21 protein-coding genes are annotated in these 19,617 nt (G+C 69.6%); 7 read left to right on the top strand and 14 right to left on the bottom strand.

The annotated features are described in order from the left end of the window. Window positions 1–461: 461 nt before the first annotated feature. Window positions 462–1,046, bottom strand: coding sequence for a hypothetical protein (locus tag EKO23_RS08875; protein ID WP_217702543.1), 585 nt, complete (start codon window positions 1,044–1,046; stop codon window positions 462–464). Between the two features lie 435 nt (window positions 1,047–1,481). Then, a complete protein-coding gene (locus EKO23_RS08870) occupies window positions 1,482–2,786 on the bottom strand; it encodes a chloride channel protein (RefSeq protein ID WP_217702542.1) in 1,305 nt (434 codons plus the stop codon). A gap of 482 nt (window positions 2,787–3,268) precedes the next feature. On the opposite strand from EKO23_RS08870, the gene EKO23_RS08865 reads away from it, so the two are divergent. The 3 genes from EKO23_RS08865 to EKO23_RS08860 are packed head-to-tail and all read left to right on the top strand — an operon-like array spanning window position 3,269 to window position 6,262. Next, entirely contained in the window at window positions 3,269–3,733 is a 465-nt protein-coding gene (locus tag EKO23_RS08865) for a DUF6325 family protein (protein WP_134716299.1), read from the top strand. Window position 3,734: 1 nt separating this feature from the next. Continuing rightward, window positions 3,735–3,896 carry a hypothetical protein gene (locus EKO23_RS25160; protein ID WP_167880385.1) on the top strand — a complete coding sequence of 54 codons (162 nt, stop codon included), beginning with the start codon at window positions 3,735–3,737 and terminating at the stop codon, window positions 3,894–3,896. A gap of 11 nt (window positions 3,897–3,907) precedes the next feature. Next, entirely contained in the window at window positions 3,908–6,262 is a 2,355-nt protein-coding gene (locus tag EKO23_RS08860; RefSeq protein ID WP_134716297.1) for an arylsulfatase, read from the top strand. Between the two features lie 222 nt (window positions 6,263–6,484). Here EKO23_RS08860 and EKO23_RS08855 read toward each other — a convergent pair whose 3' ends face one another. The 3 genes from EKO23_RS08855 to EKO23_RS08840 all read right to left on the bottom strand — a co-directional run bounded on the left by EKO23_RS08855 (window position 6,485) and on the right by EKO23_RS08840 (window position 8,767). Further along, window positions 6,485–6,730 (bottom strand): hypothetical protein, encoded by a 246-nt coding sequence (locus EKO23_RS08855; RefSeq protein WP_134716295.1) that lies wholly within the window; start codon window positions 6,728–6,730, stop codon window positions 6,485–6,487. 925 nt (window positions 6,731–7,655) lie between these two features. Continuing rightward, on the bottom strand, window positions 7,656–8,174 hold the full coding sequence (locus EKO23_RS08845; RefSeq protein ID WP_134716291.1) for an RNA polymerase sigma factor: 519 nt from the start codon (window positions 8,172–8,174) through the stop codon (window positions 7,656–7,658). Beyond that, window positions 8,171–8,767 carry a hypothetical protein gene (locus EKO23_RS08840; protein ID WP_134716289.1) on the bottom strand — a complete coding sequence of 199 codons (597 nt, stop codon included), beginning with the start codon at window positions 8,765–8,767 and terminating at the stop codon, window positions 8,171–8,173. Before EKO23_RS08840 ends, EKO23_RS08845 begins: the two co-directional genes overlap by 4 nt. Window positions 8,768–9,047: 280 nt before the next feature. On the opposite strand from EKO23_RS08840, the gene EKO23_RS08835 reads away from it, so the two are divergent. After that, window positions 9,048–9,251, top strand: coding sequence for a hypothetical protein (locus tag EKO23_RS08835; protein WP_134716287.1), 204 nt, complete (start codon window positions 9,048–9,050; stop codon window positions 9,249–9,251). Between the two features lie 226 nt (window positions 9,252–9,477). After that, window positions 9,478–9,633: a hypothetical protein gene (locus EKO23_RS25155; protein ID WP_167880384.1), complete on the top strand. Its 156-nt coding sequence runs from the start codon at window positions 9,478–9,480 to the stop codon at window positions 9,631–9,633. Here the strand turns inward: EKO23_RS25155 and EKO23_RS08830 are convergent. From EKO23_RS08830 to EKO23_RS08820, 3 genes are all read right to left on the bottom strand, one after another. Next, the gene (locus tag EKO23_RS08830) at window positions 9,620–10,000 is read right to left on the bottom strand and encodes a VOC family protein (RefSeq protein ID WP_134716285.1); all 381 of its coding nucleotides are present in this window, start codon (window positions 9,998–10,000) and stop codon (window positions 9,620–9,622) included. The two genes, EKO23_RS25155 and EKO23_RS08830, sit on opposite strands and share 14 nt — an antisense overlap. A gap of 483 nt (window positions 10,001–10,483) precedes the next feature. After that, window positions 10,484–11,092: a class I SAM-dependent methyltransferase gene (locus EKO23_RS08825; protein WP_246050979.1), complete on the bottom strand. Its 609-nt coding sequence runs from the start codon at window positions 11,090–11,092 to the stop codon at window positions 10,484–10,486. 266 nt (window positions 11,093–11,358) lie between these two features. Then, complete coding sequence (locus EKO23_RS08820) at window positions 11,359–13,107, bottom strand: SulP family inorganic anion transporter (protein WP_134716281.1); 1,749 nt, start codon at window positions 13,105–13,107, stop codon at window positions 11,359–11,361. A gap of 168 nt (window positions 13,108–13,275) precedes the next feature. Between EKO23_RS08820 and EKO23_RS08815 the strand changes: the two genes are divergently transcribed. Beyond that, entirely contained in the window at window positions 13,276–14,607 is a 1,332-nt protein-coding gene (locus tag EKO23_RS08815) for an MFS transporter (protein WP_217702541.1), read from the top strand. On the opposite strand, the gene EKO23_RS08810 is transcribed toward EKO23_RS08815, so the two are convergent. Together EKO23_RS08810 and EKO23_RS08805 are read right to left on the bottom strand one after the other, a co-directional pair. Continuing rightward, window positions 14,604–15,116, bottom strand: a complete 513-nt coding sequence (locus tag EKO23_RS08810; RefSeq protein WP_134716277.1) for a GNAT family N-acetyltransferase — start codon at window positions 15,114–15,116, stop codon at window positions 14,604–14,606. The genes EKO23_RS08815 and EKO23_RS08810 overlap by 4 nt on opposite strands. A gap of 43 nt (window positions 15,117–15,159) precedes the next feature. Beyond that, window positions 15,160–16,626 (bottom strand): NAD(P)/FAD-dependent oxidoreductase, encoded by a 1,467-nt coding sequence (locus EKO23_RS08805; protein ID WP_134716275.1) that lies wholly within the window; start codon window positions 16,624–16,626, stop codon window positions 15,160–15,162. Between EKO23_RS08805 and EKO23_RS08800 the strand changes: the two genes are divergently transcribed. Next, window positions 16,603–17,736 carry an ATP-binding protein gene (locus tag EKO23_RS08800; protein WP_342773581.1) on the top strand — a complete coding sequence of 378 codons (1,134 nt, stop codon included), beginning with the start codon at window positions 16,603–16,605 and terminating at the stop codon, window positions 17,734–17,736. The genes EKO23_RS08805 and EKO23_RS08800 overlap by 24 nt on opposite strands. Window positions 17,737–17,746: 10 nt before the next feature. Here EKO23_RS08800 and crcB read toward each other — a convergent pair whose 3' ends face one another. From crcB to EKO23_RS08780, 4 genes are all read right to left on the bottom strand, one after another. Further along, on the bottom strand, window positions 17,747–18,118 hold the full coding sequence (gene crcB, locus EKO23_RS08795; protein WP_246050978.1) for a fluoride efflux transporter CrcB: 372 nt from the start codon (window positions 18,116–18,118) through the stop codon (window positions 17,747–17,749). Further along, complete coding sequence (locus EKO23_RS08790; RefSeq protein WP_134716271.1) at window positions 18,115–18,480, bottom strand: DUF190 domain-containing protein; 366 nt, start codon at window positions 18,478–18,480, stop codon at window positions 18,115–18,117. Before EKO23_RS08790 ends, crcB begins: the two co-directional genes overlap by 4 nt. Continuing rightward, window positions 18,477–19,049 (bottom strand): fluoride efflux transporter FluC, encoded by a 573-nt coding sequence (locus tag EKO23_RS08785; protein ID WP_134716269.1) that lies wholly within the window; start codon window positions 19,047–19,049, stop codon window positions 18,477–18,479. The genes EKO23_RS08790 and EKO23_RS08785 overlap by 4 nt, the downstream gene beginning before the upstream one ends. A 201-nt stretch (window positions 19,050–19,250) precedes the next feature. After that, window positions 19,251–19,607: a metallopeptidase family protein gene (locus EKO23_RS08780; protein WP_134716267.1), complete on the bottom strand. Its 357-nt coding sequence runs from the start codon at window positions 19,605–19,607 to the stop codon at window positions 19,251–19,253. Between the last annotated feature and the right edge of the window lie 10 nt (window positions 19,608–19,617).

The raw sequence follows: 19,617 nt of genomic DNA, 5'->3' as shown, positions 1-19,617 counted from the left end.
CGGAGAACAAGATCTCGACGAGGGGACCGCCACAACGCCGAGACACGACCACCAAGGGTCTTCGCGGACGGTTGCTACATCAGTTCGTGTCGTTGTCGCGGCATCTGGCGTGTACGGCCACTGGCCAGGGTGGGGAGCCGACCCCCGGGAATATCCCATCAGGTTTGCGTGTGAAGTTGTCCGCTACCCAGACCATGACACACCCCACCGACAACATGCCGGAGGTAGCGGCAAATCGGCACCAACCTGTGGACAAGCGCCGAAACTCAGACGATCAGTGACCCGACCGGAGCGCAGCGGCACCAGGAACGCGCTCTCATGCCTCGCGCACCGAGCCGCAACGCGGCTACTTGTTGGTGCCGCTTCGCCGCAGCGACGAGTTCCAGCATTGGCGGTCTGACGAGGTGTGGTCCGGAACGACGAGCAGCAAGCGTCGCGCGCTTGACCGTCATTGCGCTGGCTCAGGCGGCCCGGCTCTCGGTGGGACGCCAGACCAGGATGACGACACTGAGAAGCAGCACCCAGAGCGGGAACAGGAGTTGGGTCCACTGCTGTCGCCCCGCGGCCACGAGCAGGACCAGCGCGACAAGGTAGCCGAGGAACGCGACCCAACGCGGAACTGCGGACGTCCTGAGACCGACCGTGCTCACCGAGATGGTGAACACGGCGGCCATGCGCATGGCGTACACCGTCATGAGGGTCTGGCTCGTGAGGCGAGTGGACTCCAAGAGGTCTGGACTTGTCTGCGATGCGGCGAGCATGCCCAGCAGGCTGTGGGCGGTGACGGCGGCATCGAAGAGCATGGCCAGGAACAGCAGGCCGCTGCCGAGGAACACCGTGGAGAAGAGCCGATCCTCGACCTCACCGAGTTGGTCGCGGACGACCCCGATGAACCAGAGGAACGCGATGCCAGAGAACGGCACGAGGTGGAGACTCAGCCGGATCAGGGTCCGCTTGCCTTCGTCGGCTCGAAGCGACTCGAGGCTCTCCTCGGAAAACGCGACACGCATCATCGAGATGGCAGCCATCAGGAGCAGGGCAAACACGATGCCCGCGATGGCTGCGGAGCGGCGGCTCCGCCAGAATCGGGCGGTCAGCTCGACCGATGGAGAACTCATGCCCTCTCCCTCGCTTCGTGCTCCGCCGCTGTGTGGGAGCGATCGTGGATGAATGACTCATCAGCGTCGCGCCGCCGATCGCGAGTCGTCCCAGGATGCTGAGCCCGAACACGTTCGTAGAGACGATCCTGATGATTCCACAGCCCTCGTCGCGCTGGCGGTAGCGGCCGCGGACCTACCCAGGTGCACCGGCGGACTGGTCACCAACGGACTACCGCAGCAGCACAACCGGCCGACGCGACACGTACGCGCCACGATTACCGCTCTCATACCGACGAGCGGACGCGGCATCGCAGAGTCAGGGCGGACGGAATCGTGACCCTTGGAACGAGCACGAGGTGAGCGTCCTGGCCGCGAGCCATGTCAACCAGCGCGGCTGTCCTCCGGCGCCGGAGGCCCCGGGGTCGGTAGCACGAAGGTGACGACGAACGCGACGACCACGGCAACCACAATCTCGGGGGTGACGGCGGCGCCGTCGGCGCCGAGCAGGAGGACTGCGAGCAGGGTGGAGGTCAACGGCAGCCTCAGCATTGCGCTGCACATGGCGCCGATTCCCATGCCGATCGCTGGCGAGAGGCTCATGCCTGGCAGTCCGCTCACCGCGATCCCGAGGGCGGCCCCGATGAACATGGACGGGAAGACAGGGCCGCCCCTGAAGGCGCTCAGCGAGAGGCCGTAGGCGAGCATCTTGCAGGCGATGAGCAGGATGAGCACACCCACCGAGTAGTCGGCGGCGTTCTGGACCAGCTCGGGCAGGGCGTCTTGTCCGGAGAAGAGCACTTCGGTGAAGCTGTTGCCGGAGATCAGGTCGTAGGCCATCGCGGTCAGCCCGATGATCAGGCCCAGAGTCGCGGTGACGAGCACCCGGTTGAGGTGCACGATCGGCCGCAGTGAGAGCCCGATCCAGCGGATCACATAGGCGAGCAGGGCACAGCCGACTCCCATGGCGGCGGCCCAGCACAACGTGGCGACGGTCGGGTCCACCAAGGGTGGGACGGAGGTGAGCGCGAGGGAGAAATCGCCCAGCCCGGTCCAGTTGTCGAGCCCCAGGAAGACGAGGGCGCCGATGCCGGAGGCGAGCAGTCCAGGCAGGGCCACCAGGCTCAATGTCATCCCGCCGAGGCCGGCAGCCTCCATGATCAGGAACGCCCCGAGCACTGGCGAGCCGAGCAGGGTGCTGATGGCTGCGAAGCTGCCGGCCGAGGCCATGATGGTCAGCGCCATCGGCGGTGCGTCCTTCTTCACCAGGTGCACGGCCAGGGCTCCGAGCCCGCCGCCGATCGCGATCAGGGGTGCCTCCGGTCCGAGGACGGCGCCCAGGCTGAGCGTGGTCAGGGCGGCCAGGGTGACGTCGACCAGCTGCGGGCCGTTCACCGGTCCGCCGCCTGTCTGGAAGCCGAAGGCGGGTGAGTGTCCGCCGTTGCCCGGGAGATAGCGGATAACCATGCCGGTCAACAGCCCGCACAGCACCAACCACGGCACCGGCCACCACGCGGGCACGGAGCCGCTGACCAGCTGGTCGGGCAGATCCTCGAAGATCAGCTGCTGCAACCGGGTGGTCAACGCCAGGAACCCGTAGGCAACCGCGGAGACAGGTACACCCAGGATCGCCGCGAGTGCCAGTGCGGACAGGTAGGCCCTCGACCGGATGACCGCAACCGGATCCATGCCCGGGTCAGCTCCGGCATCTGTCGGGTGCCGTGACGGGCCCGTCGGGCCGTGCGATTCGCTCATCCCCACGCCCCGTCGTCGACGACCTGATCGTGAGTCAGTCAGCCATCGCGCCATTGCCCAAGCATCCTCCTCAGTTCACCGGTCCCGCTATCTCCCAAGCCGCCGCATCCTCCGAAGCCATGTCCGCGCCGTGCGTGCCCGGCAAGTGCGGCTGTGAACCGGGCTCGCGGGCTCGGCCTGATCTGACCCCAAGAGCTTGGGTGTCCGGAGGGCCCCACGTCGGGTCAGGCGTCCACGCGAAGCCTGTGCGACGCAACCTCGGCGGCCGACGGTCGGACCATCCGCTCCGGGTGATGCCCCAACGCGGGGTCAGGGTGGAGGCTCCAAGTGCGGGTGCTCGTCAGCACACCCGACCCTCCTTGTGGCCGGCGCAGGCGCGGCCCCGCCCATGGCCGGGACCCCGAGGAGGAGGAGCCATGCAAGAGAGCAACGACGTGACACTCGACGAGCTCGGACCGGTGGACTACCTGGTGGTGGAGTTCCCGGCCGGGGCGCAGAATTTTACCGGCGAGATGGCCGACGAGCTGACCCGGATGTCGGAGGCCGGCACCATCCGGATCCTCGACATGCTGATCCTGCAGAAGAGCGACGACGGGTCCGTTGACGCCCTCGAGATCGACGACATCCCCGGTACGGACGACATCCGCGCACTCGAGGCGACCATCGCTGAGATCCTCGCCGCCGACGACGTCGAGCACCTCGCGGCGGCGATGCTTCCCGGCAGCGTCGCCGGCGTCCTGGTCTGGGAGAACTGCTGGGCCGCCCCGTTCGCGAGCGCTGCCCGGCGAGCGGGCGGCCAGCTCATCGCCAGCGGACGCATCCCCATCCAGGCCATCGCCGCCTCCATCGAGGCCGAGATCTCCGCAGAGGAAGGAAACTGACATGCCGCTCCGTCCAGCACGCGCAGCACGCCGAGGCGTGATCGGCGCCCCGGTGGCCCGCACCGCGGCCACCGTGGGCACGACAGCCGTCGTCGTCCACGGGGTACGCCGTCGCGGTGACCGCCGCGAGGACCGGCGCGACGACCGTCGCGACCGTCGCTGAGGATCCCCGGGATGACCAGGGACTTCGCCGGCCGGATCGAGCTCGACATCCGGGACTCCGTCCCGGACTGGGAGCCCTTCCTCGCACCGAAGCCGCCGGCCGGTGCGCCCAACGTGGTGTTCATCGTCTGGGACGACGTGGGCTACGGGACCATGGACTGCTTCGGCGGCCCGGTGAAGACCCCGACCATGAACCGCATAGCGGACCGTGGTGTGCGCTACTCCAACTTCCACACGACCGCGCTCTGCTCCCCCACCCGCGCTTCGCTCCTCACCGGACGCAACGCGACCTCCAACGGGATGGCGACGATCGCCGAGTTCGGCGCGGGCTTCCCCGGCATCTCCACCCGGATCCCGTTCGAGAACGGGTTCCTCTCCGAGGTCCTCCTCGAGCACGGCTACAACACCTACTGCGTCGGCAAGTGGCACCTCACCCCGGGTGACGAGACCGGCATGGCGGCCTGGAAGAAGCGCTGGCCGCTGGGTCGCGGGTTCGAGCGCTTCTACGGGTTCCTGGGCGGCGAGTCCAGTTGCTGGTACCCGGACCTGGTCCACGACAACCACCCCGTGGAGCCGCCGGCGACGCCCGAGGAGGGCTATCACATCGCCAAGGACCTCTCGGACAGGGCGATCGAGTTCATCCGCGACGCCAAGGTCGTCGAGCCAGAGAAACCCTTCTTCCTGTACTTCTCTCTCGACGCCGCGCACGCACCGCACCACGTGTTCCAGGAATGGTCCGACAAGTACAAGGGCGTCTTCGACGAGGGCTACGAAGCGATCCGGAACTCCATCCTGGCCCGGCAGAAGGAGCTCGGGCTGCTGCCCGAGGACACCGAGCTGTCCGGGATCAACCCGCACGGGGAGCCCGCCACGACCGGGCCCGACGGCCAGCCCTGGCCGCTGCTCGACACCGTGCGACCCTGGGACTCCCTCAGCGAGGACGAGAAGCGCCTCTTCGTCCGGATGGCCGAGGTGTTCGCGGGTTACGTCGAGTACACCGACGACCAGGTGGGCAGGGTCGTCGACTTCCTCGAGTCCTCGGGCGAGTTGGACAACACGATCATTGTGGTGATCTCCGACAACGGGGCCAGCGGCGAGGGCGGACCCAACGGGACGTTCAACGAGTGGCGCTTCTTCAACGGCGTCCCCACCCCAACCAAGCTGACCCTCGAGCACATCGACGAACTCGGTGGCCCGATGTCGTACAACCACTACAACACCGGGTGGGCGTGGGCCTTCGACACCCCGTTCCCGTACTGGAAGCGGTGGGCGGGCTTCGAGGGCGGGATCGCAGACATGTGCATGGTCTCGTGGCCGGCGAGGGTGCCGGCCCAGGCCACGCCCCGCACGCAGTACGTGCACGCGGTCGACGTGGTACCCACGATCTACGACCTCATCGGCATCACCGCACCCGCCTCACTGAACGGATTCGACCAGAGTCCGATCGAAGGCGAGAGCTTCCGGGCCTCGCTGACCGACGAGGATGCGCCGGCCAAGCGCACGCAGTTCTACGCGATGCTCGGCCAGCGGGCGCTGTACGAGGAGGGGTGGCTCGCCTGCACCCTGCACCCTCCGCTCAGCGGCTGGGGGAAGTTCGACCAAGACGCCTGGGAGCTCTACCACATCGAGGTCGACCGGTCGCAGTCCCGGAACGTGGCCGCCCAGGAGCCGGAGCGACTGGAGCGGATGAAGGCGCACTGGTTCGAGCTCGCCGAGCAGTACAACGGCCTGCCCCTCGACGACCGCACCGCGCTCGAGCAGGCCCTCGCCGAGCGCCCCAGCGGCGCCCCGCCCCGTGACCGCTACGTCTACTACCCCGACTGCGCACCCGTCCCCGAGCAGTCCGCCGTCGCGATCGCCGGCCGCTCCTACACGATCTCGGCGGGCATGCACGTCACCACACCGGATGCCTGCGGAGTGCTGTTCGCGCACGGCGGGCTGACCGGCGGGCACAGCCTCTACGTCCAGGACCGGAGACCCACCTACGCGTTCAACTGGGTGGGGACGCACCTGCAAACCATCGCCTCCGACCGGGACCTGGAGCCCGGCCCGCACGTCGTCACCGCCGAGTTCGTCGCCACCGGCCGCAACGAGGACCCGATGATGGCAGGGGCACGGGGCACCCTCACCCTGTACGTCGACGGCACGGCCGTGGGCAGCGACGAGATCGTGACCCAGCCGGGCCCGTTCTGCGCGGTCGGCGACGGGCTGTGCGTGGGCCGCGACGACGCTTCACCGGTGACCCCGGCGTACACCGCGCCGTACTCCTTCATCGGCGGCAGCATCGACAAGGTGATCGTGGACGTCTCCGGGGATCGCTACCTCGACCACGAGGCGCAAGTGCGCGGCTGGTTCCTGCTCGACTGACCGCGCCAGGCAACCGTCGGCCGTTGCGGGGTGCGGTGACCTCTTCCTTGAGGCGCGGACGCGGCGCATGGGCGCAAGGACTCATCTCAACCGACCGGTGAGTCAACGTCGCCGACATGGGCACAGCATGCGCGACTCATCAGCCCTGCGCACGGATCTGCAGCGATCCGTTCCTCCGTTGTGAGTGCTCTTCCTGTCCGGCCGGTTTGGGCTGGCTCCGATTCAGTTAGTCCATCCGAGGAGACCTGGGAGATCTCGGTAGTAGTTGCGCCAATGGTCGTGGAACGGGTCGGCGGAGAGGTCAGCCGCGAGCGCTTCCAGGTCTGTCCGGAACTGTCCCCGGTCGTCGTTGGACAACTGGCTCAACGTGTGGGTCAGGTCCTCCATGATCTTGACCGCCCAATCAGGGTTGACGTCCTCTCCCCCGACTTTGTCGTAGCTCATGAACGCAATCGCGATCGCCTGCACCAACACTTTGGGGTCAACGGGCGTCAGCGTAGGACTCCGCGTTCAGCGGCCGAGTTTGAAGGGCCGGCTGCGCTTCTGAGCCAGCGGGTCCGCGCGACGAAACATCCTATGCCGGGACGGCGCGCGGCTCGGGCCATCGGCGTCAGGGGCTCGGAATCCACCGACTCGTGGGACACGCCTGCTCATCCGTGTGATCATCCGTGTGATCATCCGGATCGGTTACGACTTTCCTTGCTGGCTCAAGCGCGCCTGCGGCGCGAGGGCGCTCCGCCCTCAGACGAGTGCCCACGATCCGCGTGCTCGGGCTTGCCGCCGAAACCTCGCTCGCCACCGAGCCGCCGACCCGATCCCCAACGGTCTGCACGGCACCGGCCGGCATCAAGGGCACTTCGTGTCGCTCCGCGATGACCTCCTGCCACCCTTGACCCCGACCACTGCCGAGCAACTGGGCTGGCTATCGGGTCGGTGGCTCTCCCCTGGCGGCGGTCTGGCAGCCGTGGCACTCGTCGTGGCACTCGTGAGCCGGCGGAGGTCAGGAACAACCGGTAGCCACGCGCACCCCTCCACGCGTGGGGCGACCCTGGACTCGAGATCGCGCGGGCTTCGGGAGGTTTCCGTTGGTTGTGGGTTCGAGTCCCACAGGGCCTACGACTGTGATCTCTCAAGAGATCGGGAACTCCCGGACCCACGATCGTGGGTTCGGGAGTTGCTCATGTGGGTCCCTTGGTACTCCGGTGGGTTGGTAGTCGCCGCTTGGGTCGAGGGTGACTTCGCGGAGGAGCTCGCCGGTGATGGCGTCGACGACTCGGATGTCGAGGCCGTGGACGAGCAGGATGACCTGGGTTCCCGGTGTGGGTTCGCATGCCGCGTTGGGGGACGACCGGGCCAGCATGGTTGTCGGCCGCGCAACGCACGGCACGTCGGGTCAGGTGCGGCTCGGCTCCATCAGGGCGTTCTTGAGCTTCGTGCGCGCTGCGGCGTACCGGCTGCGGGCGGTGGACTGGTTGAGGCCGAGGACCTCGGCGGCCTCCGCGAGGGTGAACCCGTCCCAGTGGACGAGCGTGACGATCTCTCGATGCCTGGGCGGCAGCCGCAGGACGGCGTCCCGGACCGCGTTCGCCTCGGTGGGGTCAGGGACGGCGCCCGCATCGGTGAGGTGTGTCCGTAGCCGCTCGGTCAGGGCGAGGCGTCGCCGCGACGACCGGCGGTGGTTGGCCAGCACGCGTCCCGCGATGGTGAACAGCCACATCCGCTGCTGGGTCGCGTCGCCGGGAGGTAGGTCGCGACGCCGGCGCCAGACGTGGAGCATGGTGTCGCCGAGCAGGTCGGCGGCGTCCTCGCGTGGGCTCACCCGCCGCTCGAAGTAGGCCAGGAGTGCCTCGGAGTTGGCGCGCAGCGCGCCCCGGAGCTCGGCGCGCTGCTGCGGCCGCGAAGGGGGCGTCACCGGGTGCACCGGTTGCCGGCGCTCACCATGATGGCGCGGATGTCGAGGCCCCGCCCGTGCAGGTGGTCCCGGAGCCGGTTGACCACCTGGGTCAACACCGCGGTGACCTCCAGGTCGTCGCCCTGCAGTGCCGGCTGACGATCGCCTGGCCGCTGTCCAGCCCGGATGTGTGCCTCCTGCGCCTGCCACTCGGCGATTGCGGCGTCCCGGTCGACGGAGTCGTAGTCGAACGCCGTCAGGAACTCTCGGGCTGCCGCGTAGGTGGCGCGCTGCTCGGCGTCCGTGAACGTCTCAGTGATGAGCTCACCGTCCCCGTCTCTGCGCAGGCCTACGTCGAGCTGGAGCTCGCAGGTCGAGCCCTGGGTGGTGCTCCACGTCGCCCACCCCGGCAGCAAGCCGGCCGCCGACGCCACCGGAGCGAGACCCAAGACACCGGCGACCGCCACACCGGCCAGGCCCAGGCGCACCGAGCGGCGCCGCCGACCGGCCGTCGTCTCGCTGTCTCGCACGAGCCGCCTCAGCTCCACCTCCAAGCGGTGGCCACGCGTGCAGATCGGCGGGCCCGAACGCTCCAGCAGTTCATCCAGATCCATCAACGGCTCCTCCGGTCGGGGCATCCTGACACCCGGTACATGTCCGCAACCGCGAGAAACGTCCAACCGTCGGCCGATTTTCTCGACGCGACGCCATGTCTGCGGATGTCGGAGACCCGGCGACCGATGCGCGCCCCGCCTGCGCGCGCCAGAGCACGGGGAGCAATGAGTCGAGACAACGATCCCGACAGACATCCGCCCACCTGGCTGCCTCGTGCGCCCTCAGAGCCGATGAGCGGGCCGTGGACGACGCGATGTGCCCAGCGCTAGCGTCCGCCATGTGTCGGACGAGTCGAATACCCCGGTCTACTGGCGGACCGTGATCCTCGTCGACGTGCTGTTGATCGCCGTGGGCGTCTGGATGGTCTCCCGTGGGTGGACAGACGTCGGTGAGGTCGTGGTGTTCGTCAGCGTCATTGGTCTACCGGTCTCCGTGTGGAAGCTGATTCAGGTGAGTAGGCAGCAGCCTCCTGCGGAGGAGTAGCGACCGCTCATAGCCGCGATCCGCGCCTGTCTGCAGGGGTGACGTTCCTTCCGCAAGTCCCACGAACGGCTGGGAAACAAGCGACTCTTCATCGGGCAGATTGGCCGAACCGTCCGCTCGTACCGCAGATCGCGCGCGGTCTGCCGATGAGCGGATGCCGGGTGCCAGTGGCCGAGCACGACAACTTGCTCGAAGGGCCTCGCACGGAACGCACTCACCTCATGGCGTGCGGCTCGAGCAATCGGGCGTTGGCGGTCCGAACCCACCGGTCTCGATGGATGCCGCGCGCGGCATCTTCGACTTCATCGTCGCGGGCTTCATCCTTGTGGGCTTCGAAACGGCCCCGACCCGGATCGTCCTCGGCGTCGTCAGAGCGGCTTGAGGCGGGCCTTGAGCAGGCAGAACTCATTGCCCTCGGGGTCGGCAAGAACGTGCCACGCCTCCTCGCCGGTCTGGCCGATATCGGCCGGGCGGGCCCCGAGCGCAAGGAGGCGTTCCAGTTCGGCGTCCTGGTCGCGGTCGGTGGCGTTGACGTCGATGTGCAGGCGGGTCTTCCCCGGCTCCGGCTCGTCCCTGCGGCTGAGGATGAGCGTCGGCTGTGGTCCGCCGAACCCTTCCCGGGGCCCGATCTCGAACATCTCGTTCTCTTCGCGATCGAGCACGACGAAGTCCAGGACCTCACACCAGAACCGCGCCAGCACCTCGGGGTCGCGGCAACCGAGCACGAGCTCACTGATACGACATGCCATCGACGAAACCTCTTCTCAGCGGGGGAGCTACCGGGGCGCCAGTGCGCGGAGTTCTCGGGCTCCCCGCAGTGGCAGCACGCCCGCGACCGTACCGGGCGAGACGAGCACGTGCGAGGCGGTTCTTGGGGCTCCCATGGTCGTGTAGCGGAGCGGGAATCCAGCGCTCTCGGCGGTGACGGTCGAGGCACGACGTCTGCCTCGCGCCACCTCTGAGCCGCCGACCCGATCCACGAGGTCGTGGACGCCGGCGGCATCCCTGGCTTGGGAAGAATGCTGGGCAGAATAGGGCCAGAAACCAGGTCGCCAGGAGCCACCAGGCTCCACCCACCGCAGGCGCCAACGCACCTGAATCCCCTTGTCCTGAAGGCCTGAGGACGTCTCCGTTGGTGGTGGTTCGAGTCCCACGGGGCCTACCCCTGGGCTACCACTCGGCCTACCAACGGGAGCGTGCACGCACCCCAACGGGACCCGTCGCGGTTCGGCTCAGGCGGCCTCGAGGACGAAGAAGAGGAAGCACAGGAAGGACCGGCCTTCTGCCAGGCCTGGGGGGAGCAGTCCCGGAGGTGTGTCCGCCGCCGGGGGCGGTTCGCTGACGGTGGCGATGCGGAACCCTGCGGCGGCAAAGGCAGCCGTGACGGCGTGGAGTGGTCGGTGCCAGTAGGTCAGGACCGCGCTCTGCCCGTCGAACGTGTATTCCTCGGAGTACCTGGTGAGCGCGAAGTAGTCGGCCTCGGGATACACGATGGCGTAGACACTGGGGTGGATCACCGAGAGGATCAGGCGACCGCCGGGCTTCAGCACGCGCCGAAGCTCGGTGAGGGGGCCGGCCCAGTCCTCGAGGTAGTGCAGGACGAGCGATGCGACGACGTCATCGAACTCGTCATCGCCGAACGGCAACGGCGCGCCTAGGTCCGCCACGTGCACGTCGGCGTCGTCGCCCAGCCTCTGACGCGCCAGGGCGACCATGGCCGTGCTCGCGTCGAAACCGGTGACGACGGCGCCCTGAGCGCGAAGGGCAGCCGTCAACGGCCCGGAACCACACCCCGCGTCGAGGATCCGGCGGCCGGAGACGTCACCGGCGAGGCGGAGCATCTCGGGTCGCTCGTAGTACGCGTTGAAGAGGTTCGACTCGTTGTCCGCCGCGTAGGCGTTCGCGAAACTGTCGTAGTCGCTGGCTGTCACTGCGAGCCCGTTCTCGAAGGAAGCATGGGTGCATTTCTACCGGGGCCACGCGGGTAGGACAAACCAACCGCAGTCGGTGCGGCCGGAGCGAACGCTCGTCGTCGACTCGTGCACGCTCATGGCCGATGAGCGAACGTCCGCGACGGCGAGCTTCCGCTGCTCACGGACCCACGCCGTCACTCCAGCTCGTAGGGGCTGGGGCCGGGGATCCACTCGACGCCGGCCTGCGCCTGGTAGGCCTCGACGGCGGTGCGGACGGTCGGGAAGAAGCGGTCGCGCTTCATGGTGTCGGCCAGCTCGTAGGTCTCGATCTTCTGGCGTACGGCGTCCTTGAGCTCGGCGAAGACCAGCTTCGTGCCGCCCTCGGCGAGCTCGGTGTCGAGGTCCTCGAGCATGTCGGCGGCGGTGGTGTCGACGTCGGTGATCGGCTCCGACGCGACCACCACCCAGGCCGGGCGGGGGTCGGTCGCGACGAGGCGGCGTACCTGGTCACGGAAGGTGCGGGCGTTGGCGAAGAGCAAGGGGGCGTCGAACCGGTAGATCGCGAGGCCGGGCAGGTGCTCGATGGTCGGGTGGAACTCCGTGTCGTGGTAGCCGCGCATGCCCTCGGCGCGGCCGAGCAGCGCCTGGTGCGGCCACCACACCCGGCGGAAGACGTTGAGGATGGAGAGCCCGACCGCCACGGCGATGCCGGGCAGGACTCCGAGCAGTGCCACGCCGAGGAACGGGGCCAGCGCGAGGAGGAACTCCGAGCGGCGCTGCCGGTAGAGCCGCCGCAGCCCGCGTACGTCGGCGAGTGAGGTCGACGCGGCGATCACGACCGCCGCCAGGGCCGGCTGCGGAAGGTCCTTCAGCAGGCCGGGCGCGACGAGCAGCATCACGATGATGGCGACCGCACCGACCAGGCCGGTGACCTGGGTCTTCGAGCCGCTCTGGAACGCGACCGCGGTGCGGGAGCCGCTGGTGGACACCGGGAACCCCTGGAAGAGGCCGGCGGAGAGGCTCGCCGCACCGACGGCGATCATCTCGCGGTTGCCGTCGACCTCGGCGCCCGTCTTGTCGGCGAACACCGAGGCGTTCGAGATGGTGTCGGTGAGGGCCACCAGCGCGATGCCCAGCGCGCCGGCGAGCAGCAGGGTCAGGTCCTCGACCGGCACGTGCGGGATCGTGAACGGCGGGAAGCCGGCGGGCATCTCCCCGACCAGCTTGACGCCGCGGTCCTCGAGGTCGAAGACGGCGACGGCGGCGATCGCCAGCACCACCGCTGCCAGCACGCTGGGGAAGATCGGCCACAACCGCTGCATCACCAGGATGAGGACCAGGCAGAACAGCCCGATCGCGAGCGCAGCGCCAACGGTCTCCCCGTCCCGGACTGCCCGGACGAACGCCGTCGCCTCGTCGATCAACCCGTCCGCGTCCACCGAGAACCCGAACAGCTTCGGGAGCTGGCTGACCAGGATCGTCAGCGCGAGCCCGTTCATGTAGCCGATCTGGGTCGGGTGCGAGAGCAGGTCGGCGACGAAGCCGAGCTTGAACAGTCCGGCCAGGACCGTGATGACGCCGACCATGATCGCCAGCAGCGAGGCGTAGGCGACCGCCGTGTCCGGGTCCCCGTCGGACGCGACGAGGGGCAGGACCGTGGCCGCGATCATCGGGCCCAGCGCGGAGTCCGGGCCGAGCACCAGCACCCGTGACGGCCCGAACAGCGCGTACGCGAGCAGGCAGAGGATGGTGGTGTAGAGGCCGGTGATCGCGGGCAGGCCGGCCAGCTCGGCGTACGCCATGCCCTGGGGGACCAGCAGCGTCGTGAGCACCACCCCGGCGACGAGGTCCTTCGCCAGCCACGACCTGCGGTAGGTACGCAGCATGTGCAGTCCCGGCACGTAGCTGGACACGGTGTGCGCGCGCACCGCCGGCTCGCCCATGGGCCGCGACCTCCTAACGTCGTGCGGGCAGGCCGCACCCGAGCGGCCCGCGGGCCCTACCCGAGGACAGCGGTTCGTACGGCGTCCGGAGCACCCCCGTTCCGGGTGATCCTGTACGGTCTATGTCGATTATCTCAGTTGTCTTTATCGGGAATGACAGGAGAACACATGCGGACCGATGCAGCCTCCCCCCGCAAGGTGGCCCTCGCCTCGGCGGTCGGCGCCACCATCGAGTGGTACGACTTCTTTCTCTACGGCACCGCCGCCGGCCTGGTCTTCGACCAGCTCTTCTTCAGCGGGCTCAGCGGCCCAGCCGCCCAGTTCGCCGCGTTCGGCACGTTCGCGGTCGGCTTCCTGGCCCGGCCGCTCGGCGGCTTCGTCTTCGGGCACCTCGGCGACCGGATCGGCCGCAAGACCATGCTGATCTGGACGCTGGTGATCATGGGCGTCGGCACGGCCGCGATCGGCCTGCTCCCGTCGTACGAGGCGATCGGGGTGTGGGCGCCGATCCTGCTCGTGGTGCTGCGGATCCTCCAGGGCATCGGCGTCGGCGGCGAGTACGGCGGCGCGGTGCTGCTCGCCGTCGAGTTCGCCCCGCCGGAGCGACGGGGCTTCTTCGGCAGCTTCGCGCACATCGGCGTGCCGGGCGGGCTGTTCCTCGCTTCCGGCGCCTTCGCGATCGCCAGCCAGCTGCCCGACGAGGCGTTCCTCGCCTGGGGCTGGCGCGCGTGCTTCCTGCTCAGCGTGCTGCTGCTCGCCATCGGCGCCTGGATCCGGCTCAGCGTGATGGAGACCCCGGCGTTCGAGCAGGTCCAGGAGCAGAAGCAGGTCGTCGCGAACCCGGTGAGGGAGCTGGTCCGCCGGCAGCCGCGCACGCTGCTGCTCGGCATGGGCACCCGCTTCATCGAAGGCTTCACGTTCAACCTGTTCTCGGTCTACCTCCTGGCGTACGCCGTGAAGAACGTCGGCGTCGCGAAGTCGGTGGTGCTCGACGCGATCATGGCCGGGGTCCTGCTCGGTGTGGTGCTGGTGCTCGCCGCCGGCCGCCTCAGCGACCGGGTCGGCCGCAAGCCCGTCTACAACGCGGGCACGGTGTTCGCCCTGTTCTTCGCATTTCCGGCGGCCTGGCTGATCCAGGGCGGAACGACGCTCGGCGTGGTGGTCGCGTTCGTCGGCGGCCTGGGCGTCGTCTACGGCGTGGTCTACGGGCCGCTCGCGGCGTTGTGGAGCGAGCTGTTCGACACCCGCTACCGCTACAGCGCGCTCAGCACGCTCTACCAGGTCTCGGGGATCGTGGCCTCCGGGTTCACCCCGCTGATCGCCGCGTGGCTCGTGACCAGGGGCGACGGTACCCTGTGGCTGGTGGCGGGCTACAACGTCGTCGTGGCCACGATCAGCCTGAGCTGTGCGACCCTGCTGCCCGAGACCCGCGGCCGCGACCTGCGCGACGACCTGGTCGTGGACCGCCCGCACCGCGAGCCGCAGCTGGTCGGGAGCTAGACGCTGATCCAGTAGCGCCGCTTGCCCTCGCGCACGTCCTCCTGGACCCCGCCGTTGGCCTCGATGGTGCGCCGCGACGCCTCGTTGTCGACGTCGCAGGTCACCAGCACCCGGTCGATGCCGAGCTCCTGGCAGACCGGCAGCGCGAGGGCGAGCGCGCGCCGTGCGTGCCCCTGCCGGCGCCGGCTCGGGCGCACCGAGTAGCCGACGTGCCCACCCTGCTCGAGGAGGTACGGCGTGAGCTCGTGGCGGATCGCCAGGTTGCCCACGAACTCGGGCCCCTCGACGATCCAGAGGAACGTGCAGTGCACCCAGTCAGGACGCAGCGGGGTGGCCGGGTCGGCCTGGGCCAGGCGGTCCGCGACCATCGCGTCGAACCGCTCGCGAGTGAACTCGCCCTCGACCCGGCCGTGCTGGCCCGACCCGTCGGAGAACACGTGGTCGAACTCCTCGAACGCCTCCTGCCAGGAGTCGTGGTAGGCGGCGTCGGGGCGTACGAGGCTGGTCATGGCGCCATCAGACCAAGCCGCGTCAGGGCGGCACAAACCGGTTTCAGCGGTCGACGCTCACCCCGCGACGGTTCTCGTCGCTGAGCCGGGCCTCCTCGGCAGCCTGGGCCTCGAGCTCCGCCCGCCGGGTGGTCTCGAGCAGCGCCCGGCTGGCGTCGTACGCACCGGGGCGGGAGACCAGGTCGGCGGCCCCGCCCTGCAGGCGTTTGAGCGCCGCCCGCCCGAAGATCTGCTGCTCGGTGGTGGTCCGCTCCGAGCGGCCGCGGCCGAGGAACGAGACCGCCCAGTGCAGCAGCGCGGTCACGCGGTTCTTGAACCCGGTGATGTAGACGAGGTGCACGGCCAGCCACATCAGCCAGGCCAGCACGCCGGTCAGCCGCAGCTTGCCGACCATCGCGACCGCCCGGAAGCGGCTGATGATCGCCATCGACCCCTTGTCGTGGTAGTGGAACGGCGCCTGCGGCGGCCGGTCGTCGATCCGGTTGCGGATCTCCTTGGCGGCGTACTTCGCGCCCTGGATCGCGACCTGCGCGACGCCCGGGAGGTTGTCGAGCGCGATCATGTCGCCGACCACGAACACCTCGGGGTGGCCGGGCAGCGTGAGGTCGGGGTTGACCCCGATCCGGCCGGCGCGGTCCAGCGGTGCGCCGGTCTGCTCCGACAGGGTCCGGCCGAGCGGGTTGGCCGCCACCCCCGCTGCCCAGATCTTGGTCATGCACTCGATCCGGCGGACGGTGCCGTCGCGGTCCTTGACCTCGAGGCCGCGCTCGTCGACGTCGGTGACCATGGCACCGAGCTGGACCTCGACCCCGAGCTTCTCGAGTTCGTGCTGGGCCTTGGCGCCGAGCCGGTGACCGAACGGCGGCAGCACCTGCGGGGCGGCGTCGAGCAGGATCACCCGCGCGTGCCGGGTGTTGATGAACCGGAAGTCGTGCTTGAGCGTGCGGTTCGCGAGCTCGGCGATCTGGCCGGCCATCTCGACACCGGTCGGGCCGGCGCCGACGACCACGAAGGTCAGGTGGTGGTCGACGTTGTCGCCGCGCATCGCGCCCATCTCGGCCCACTCGAAGGCGCCGAAGATGCGGCCGCGCAGCTCCAGCGCGTCGTCGATGCTCTTCATGCCGGGCGCGAACTCCGCGAACTGGTCGTTGCCGAAGTAGGACTGGCTGGCACCGGCGGCCACGATCAGCGAGTCGTACGACGTCACGGTCGGCCGGCCGAGCACCTGCGAGGTGACCGTGCGGGCGGTGAGGTCGATGTCGGTCACCTCACCGAGCAGCACGCGGGCGTTCTCCTGGTGGCTGAGGATCTCGCGCGTCGGCGGGGCGATCTCGCCCTGGGAGAGGATCCCGGTCGCCACCTGGTAGAGCAGGGGCTGGAAGAGGTGGTGGGTGGTCTTGGCCACCATCGTGACGTCGACGTCGGCCCGCTTGAGGGCCTTGGTGCCGAACAGCCCGCCGAAGCCGGAACCGATGACGACGACCTGGTGCCTGCCCTCGCGTGCAGCCATGAGCGGCCTCCTGGACCATTGCGTACATCTGCTGCCCCCAGCCTCTCAGACCTGCGGGACACGGCAGAATCGACCCCAGTTTTTGGTTTGTGGAGCGTGGCTGCCGGGTATTCGCCGGTCAGTTCGTCCACCATTCGACTGTCAGGAACCCGTGGTGAAGGCTCGTCGTTGCCGCTGAACAGGCCACCCGTGCCACTCGACAGCAGCCCTCGATCAGTGCAGGAGGCACGTCGATGGGCGGGTGACGTGTGCCGCGACCTCGACCGCGGCGACCTCCTCGAGTGCACCGAGCTGGCCGTGACCGAGCTGGTCACCAACGCCGTGCTGCACGCCGCGCCCCCGATGAGCCTCAAGGTCGCGGGCACCTTCGACCATCCCCGCTTCGAGGTCCACGACGGCTCCCGCGGCCTTCCGCAGCTCAACCCGCGGATGACCGAGGACGACGAGCTGCTGTCGACGATCGGGCGCGGCCTCGGCCTGGTCGGGATGTGCTCGACCTCCTGGGGGGTCGACGTCCACGACGACGGCAAGATCGTCTGGTTCGAGCCGGCGACCTCACTGGCCGCCACCCCCGCCTCGCCGGTGCTCGACGTCCCGACCGAGGCCAGCTCCACGCAGCCGGCCACGCCGCCCGCGGACTACCTGCGCGTGGTCTTCGACGACATGCCGGTGCGCCTGCTCGCCGACTTCCGGCGCCACTACCACGAGGTGCGCCGCGAGCTGCGGCTGCTGGCGCTGGCCCACGAGGACGACTACCCGGTCGCGAAGAGCCTGACCCAGCTGTTCCACCGCGTCGACGAGATGTCCCGCCTGATGTTCGGGCTGCCGGCGCTCGAGCGCGCCCTGGCCGACGGTGTCGAGCGGGCCGACATCGTGCTGCACACCCCGCCGGGGTCGGCGGAGACGATGGCGCAGCTGCTCGAGCTGCTCGAGCTCGCCGACGAGTTCTGCCGGGCGCAGCGGCTGCTGGCGCTGGCGGCGACGACGCAGCAGTTCGAGCTGCAGCGGTGGTACCTCGGCGAGTTCGTCCGCCAGGCGCGCGGGGAGCCCCCGCTGCGGTGGGCGGGCACCTACAAGGTGGACCCGTCGTACCGCCAGAGCGCGTCCTGACCGTCTCCCGTCACAGGGCAGTGCCGATCGCGTACCCCGCCGCGGCCGCGGCCAGGCCGACGGTGAGGCTCAGCGCGACGTTCCACCCGGCGTACAGCAGCGCTCCGTCCTCGGTGAGGCGGAGGGTCTCGTAGCTGAACGTGCTGTACGTCGTGAGCGCGCCGCACAGCCCGGTGCCGAACGCGAGCGTGACGTCCTCGGGCACACCGCCGTGGGCGCCGCGGCCGACCAGGACACCGAGCACGAGCGAGCCGACCACGTTGACGGTGAGCGTGCCCCACGGCAGCAGGCTGTCGTGCCGGGCCTGCACCGTGCGGTCGACGAGGTAGCGCGCGGGCGCCCCCACTGCGGCACCCAGGCACAGCAGCAACCAGCCGGTCACCGCGGCTCCTCCCGGTAGCGGTGCACCACGACCTCGACGTCGTCGAGCGTCACCAGGCCCTCGGTGACCAGCTCCTCGACCTGCGGCAGGAAGGCGTCGATCCGCTCGGGCTCGTCGACGAGGACGACCACCACCGGGAGGTCCTCGGAGAGCGAGAGCAGCCGGCTGGTGTGGATGCGGCTGGAGGTGCCGAAGCCCTCGATGCCGCGCAGCACGCTGGCCCCGGCCAGCCCGGCGGCGTGGGCGCGGTGCACGAGCTCGCTGTAGAGCGGCTTGTGGTGCCAGGTGTCGGACTCGCCGAGGTAGACGGTCAGGCGCCGGGCGGTGCGCGACAGGGGGCGGCGGGCGTCGTCGGTGGTCATCGCGTGTCCTCCGGGCGGTGGGTGGGGCGGGTCTGCGGTCGGGGGTGCCGTCGGCCGGCCCGGCGGGCCAGGCGCCGCGCGGCGCGGGCCGCCACCACGCCGGCGGTCACCGCGGCCATCGCGGCGACGAGCGTGCCGAGGAGGTACGCCGCGGCCGTCCCGGGGTGGTGCTCGACCAGCAGGAAGGTCTGGACGGCGTACGTCGAGAACGTGGTGTAGCCGCCGAGGACGCCGACTCCGAGGAAGGGACGCAGCAGCGGGTGGGCGCCGCCGACCTCGACGACCTGCACCATCAGCACGCCGATGAGCAGGCAGCCGGTGACGTTGGTGACGAAGGTCGCCCACGGAAACCCGCCGTCCGGAGTCGCCCAGGCCACCTCGAGGCCGTGCCGGGCCAGGGCGCCGAGCACGCCGCCGAGGGCGATCGTCGGCAGCACCCAGCGGTGCCGGGTCCACCCCCGACGCTGCCCCGGGACGTGCAGGTCTGCGTCGGGATCCACCGCCGCGACGACGTCGAACGACCGTCCGTCCGTCGGCGGCCGGTGTCCGGGGGGCTGGTGCGGGGGCATGCTCCTCCTACCGTCGTCCACGACCCCCACCCGGGCGGGCAGGCGTCCTTGCGAGGTAGGGACTGTTGGCAGCAGCACTGCGGTTGTCGGCGAGCCCCACCGCCATCGCGCCCGAGTCTACGGCACCCCTCCCCCGCCCAGCGGCCAGGAATTGCGGGCCCAGCGGCCAGGGATTGCGGGCATGGCGGCCAGGTCTTGCCGTCAGCCGTAGCCGAGCTCGTGCAGGTGGGCGTCGTCGATCCCGAAGTGGTGGGCGATCTCGTGGACCACGGTGATCTCGACCTCCTCGACCAGCTCGTCCTCGGTCGCGCACATGTCGAGAAGCGGCTCGCGGAAGACCAGGATCCGGTCCGGCAGCTCACCGCCGTGGTTGGCCTGGCGCTCGGTCAGCGCCACCCCGTCGTACAGCCCGAGCAGGTCGGGCGGCTCGCCCTCCGGAGGCCGGTCCTCGACGAGCACCACCAGGTTGTCGACGACCGCCGCGATCCCATCGGGGATCTGGTCGAGGGCCTGGTCGACCAGGGCCTCGAAGCGCTCCCGGCTCATCTCGATCGGCACGCTGCCAACC

The sequence above is a fragment of the Nocardioides guangzhouensis genome (assembly GCF_004519545.1).
Classification (GTDB): Bacteria; Actinomycetota; Actinomycetes; order Propionibacteriales; family Nocardioidaceae; genus Nocardioides; species Nocardioides guangzhouensis.
This window is presented reverse-complemented; position numbering and strand designations above follow the sequence as displayed.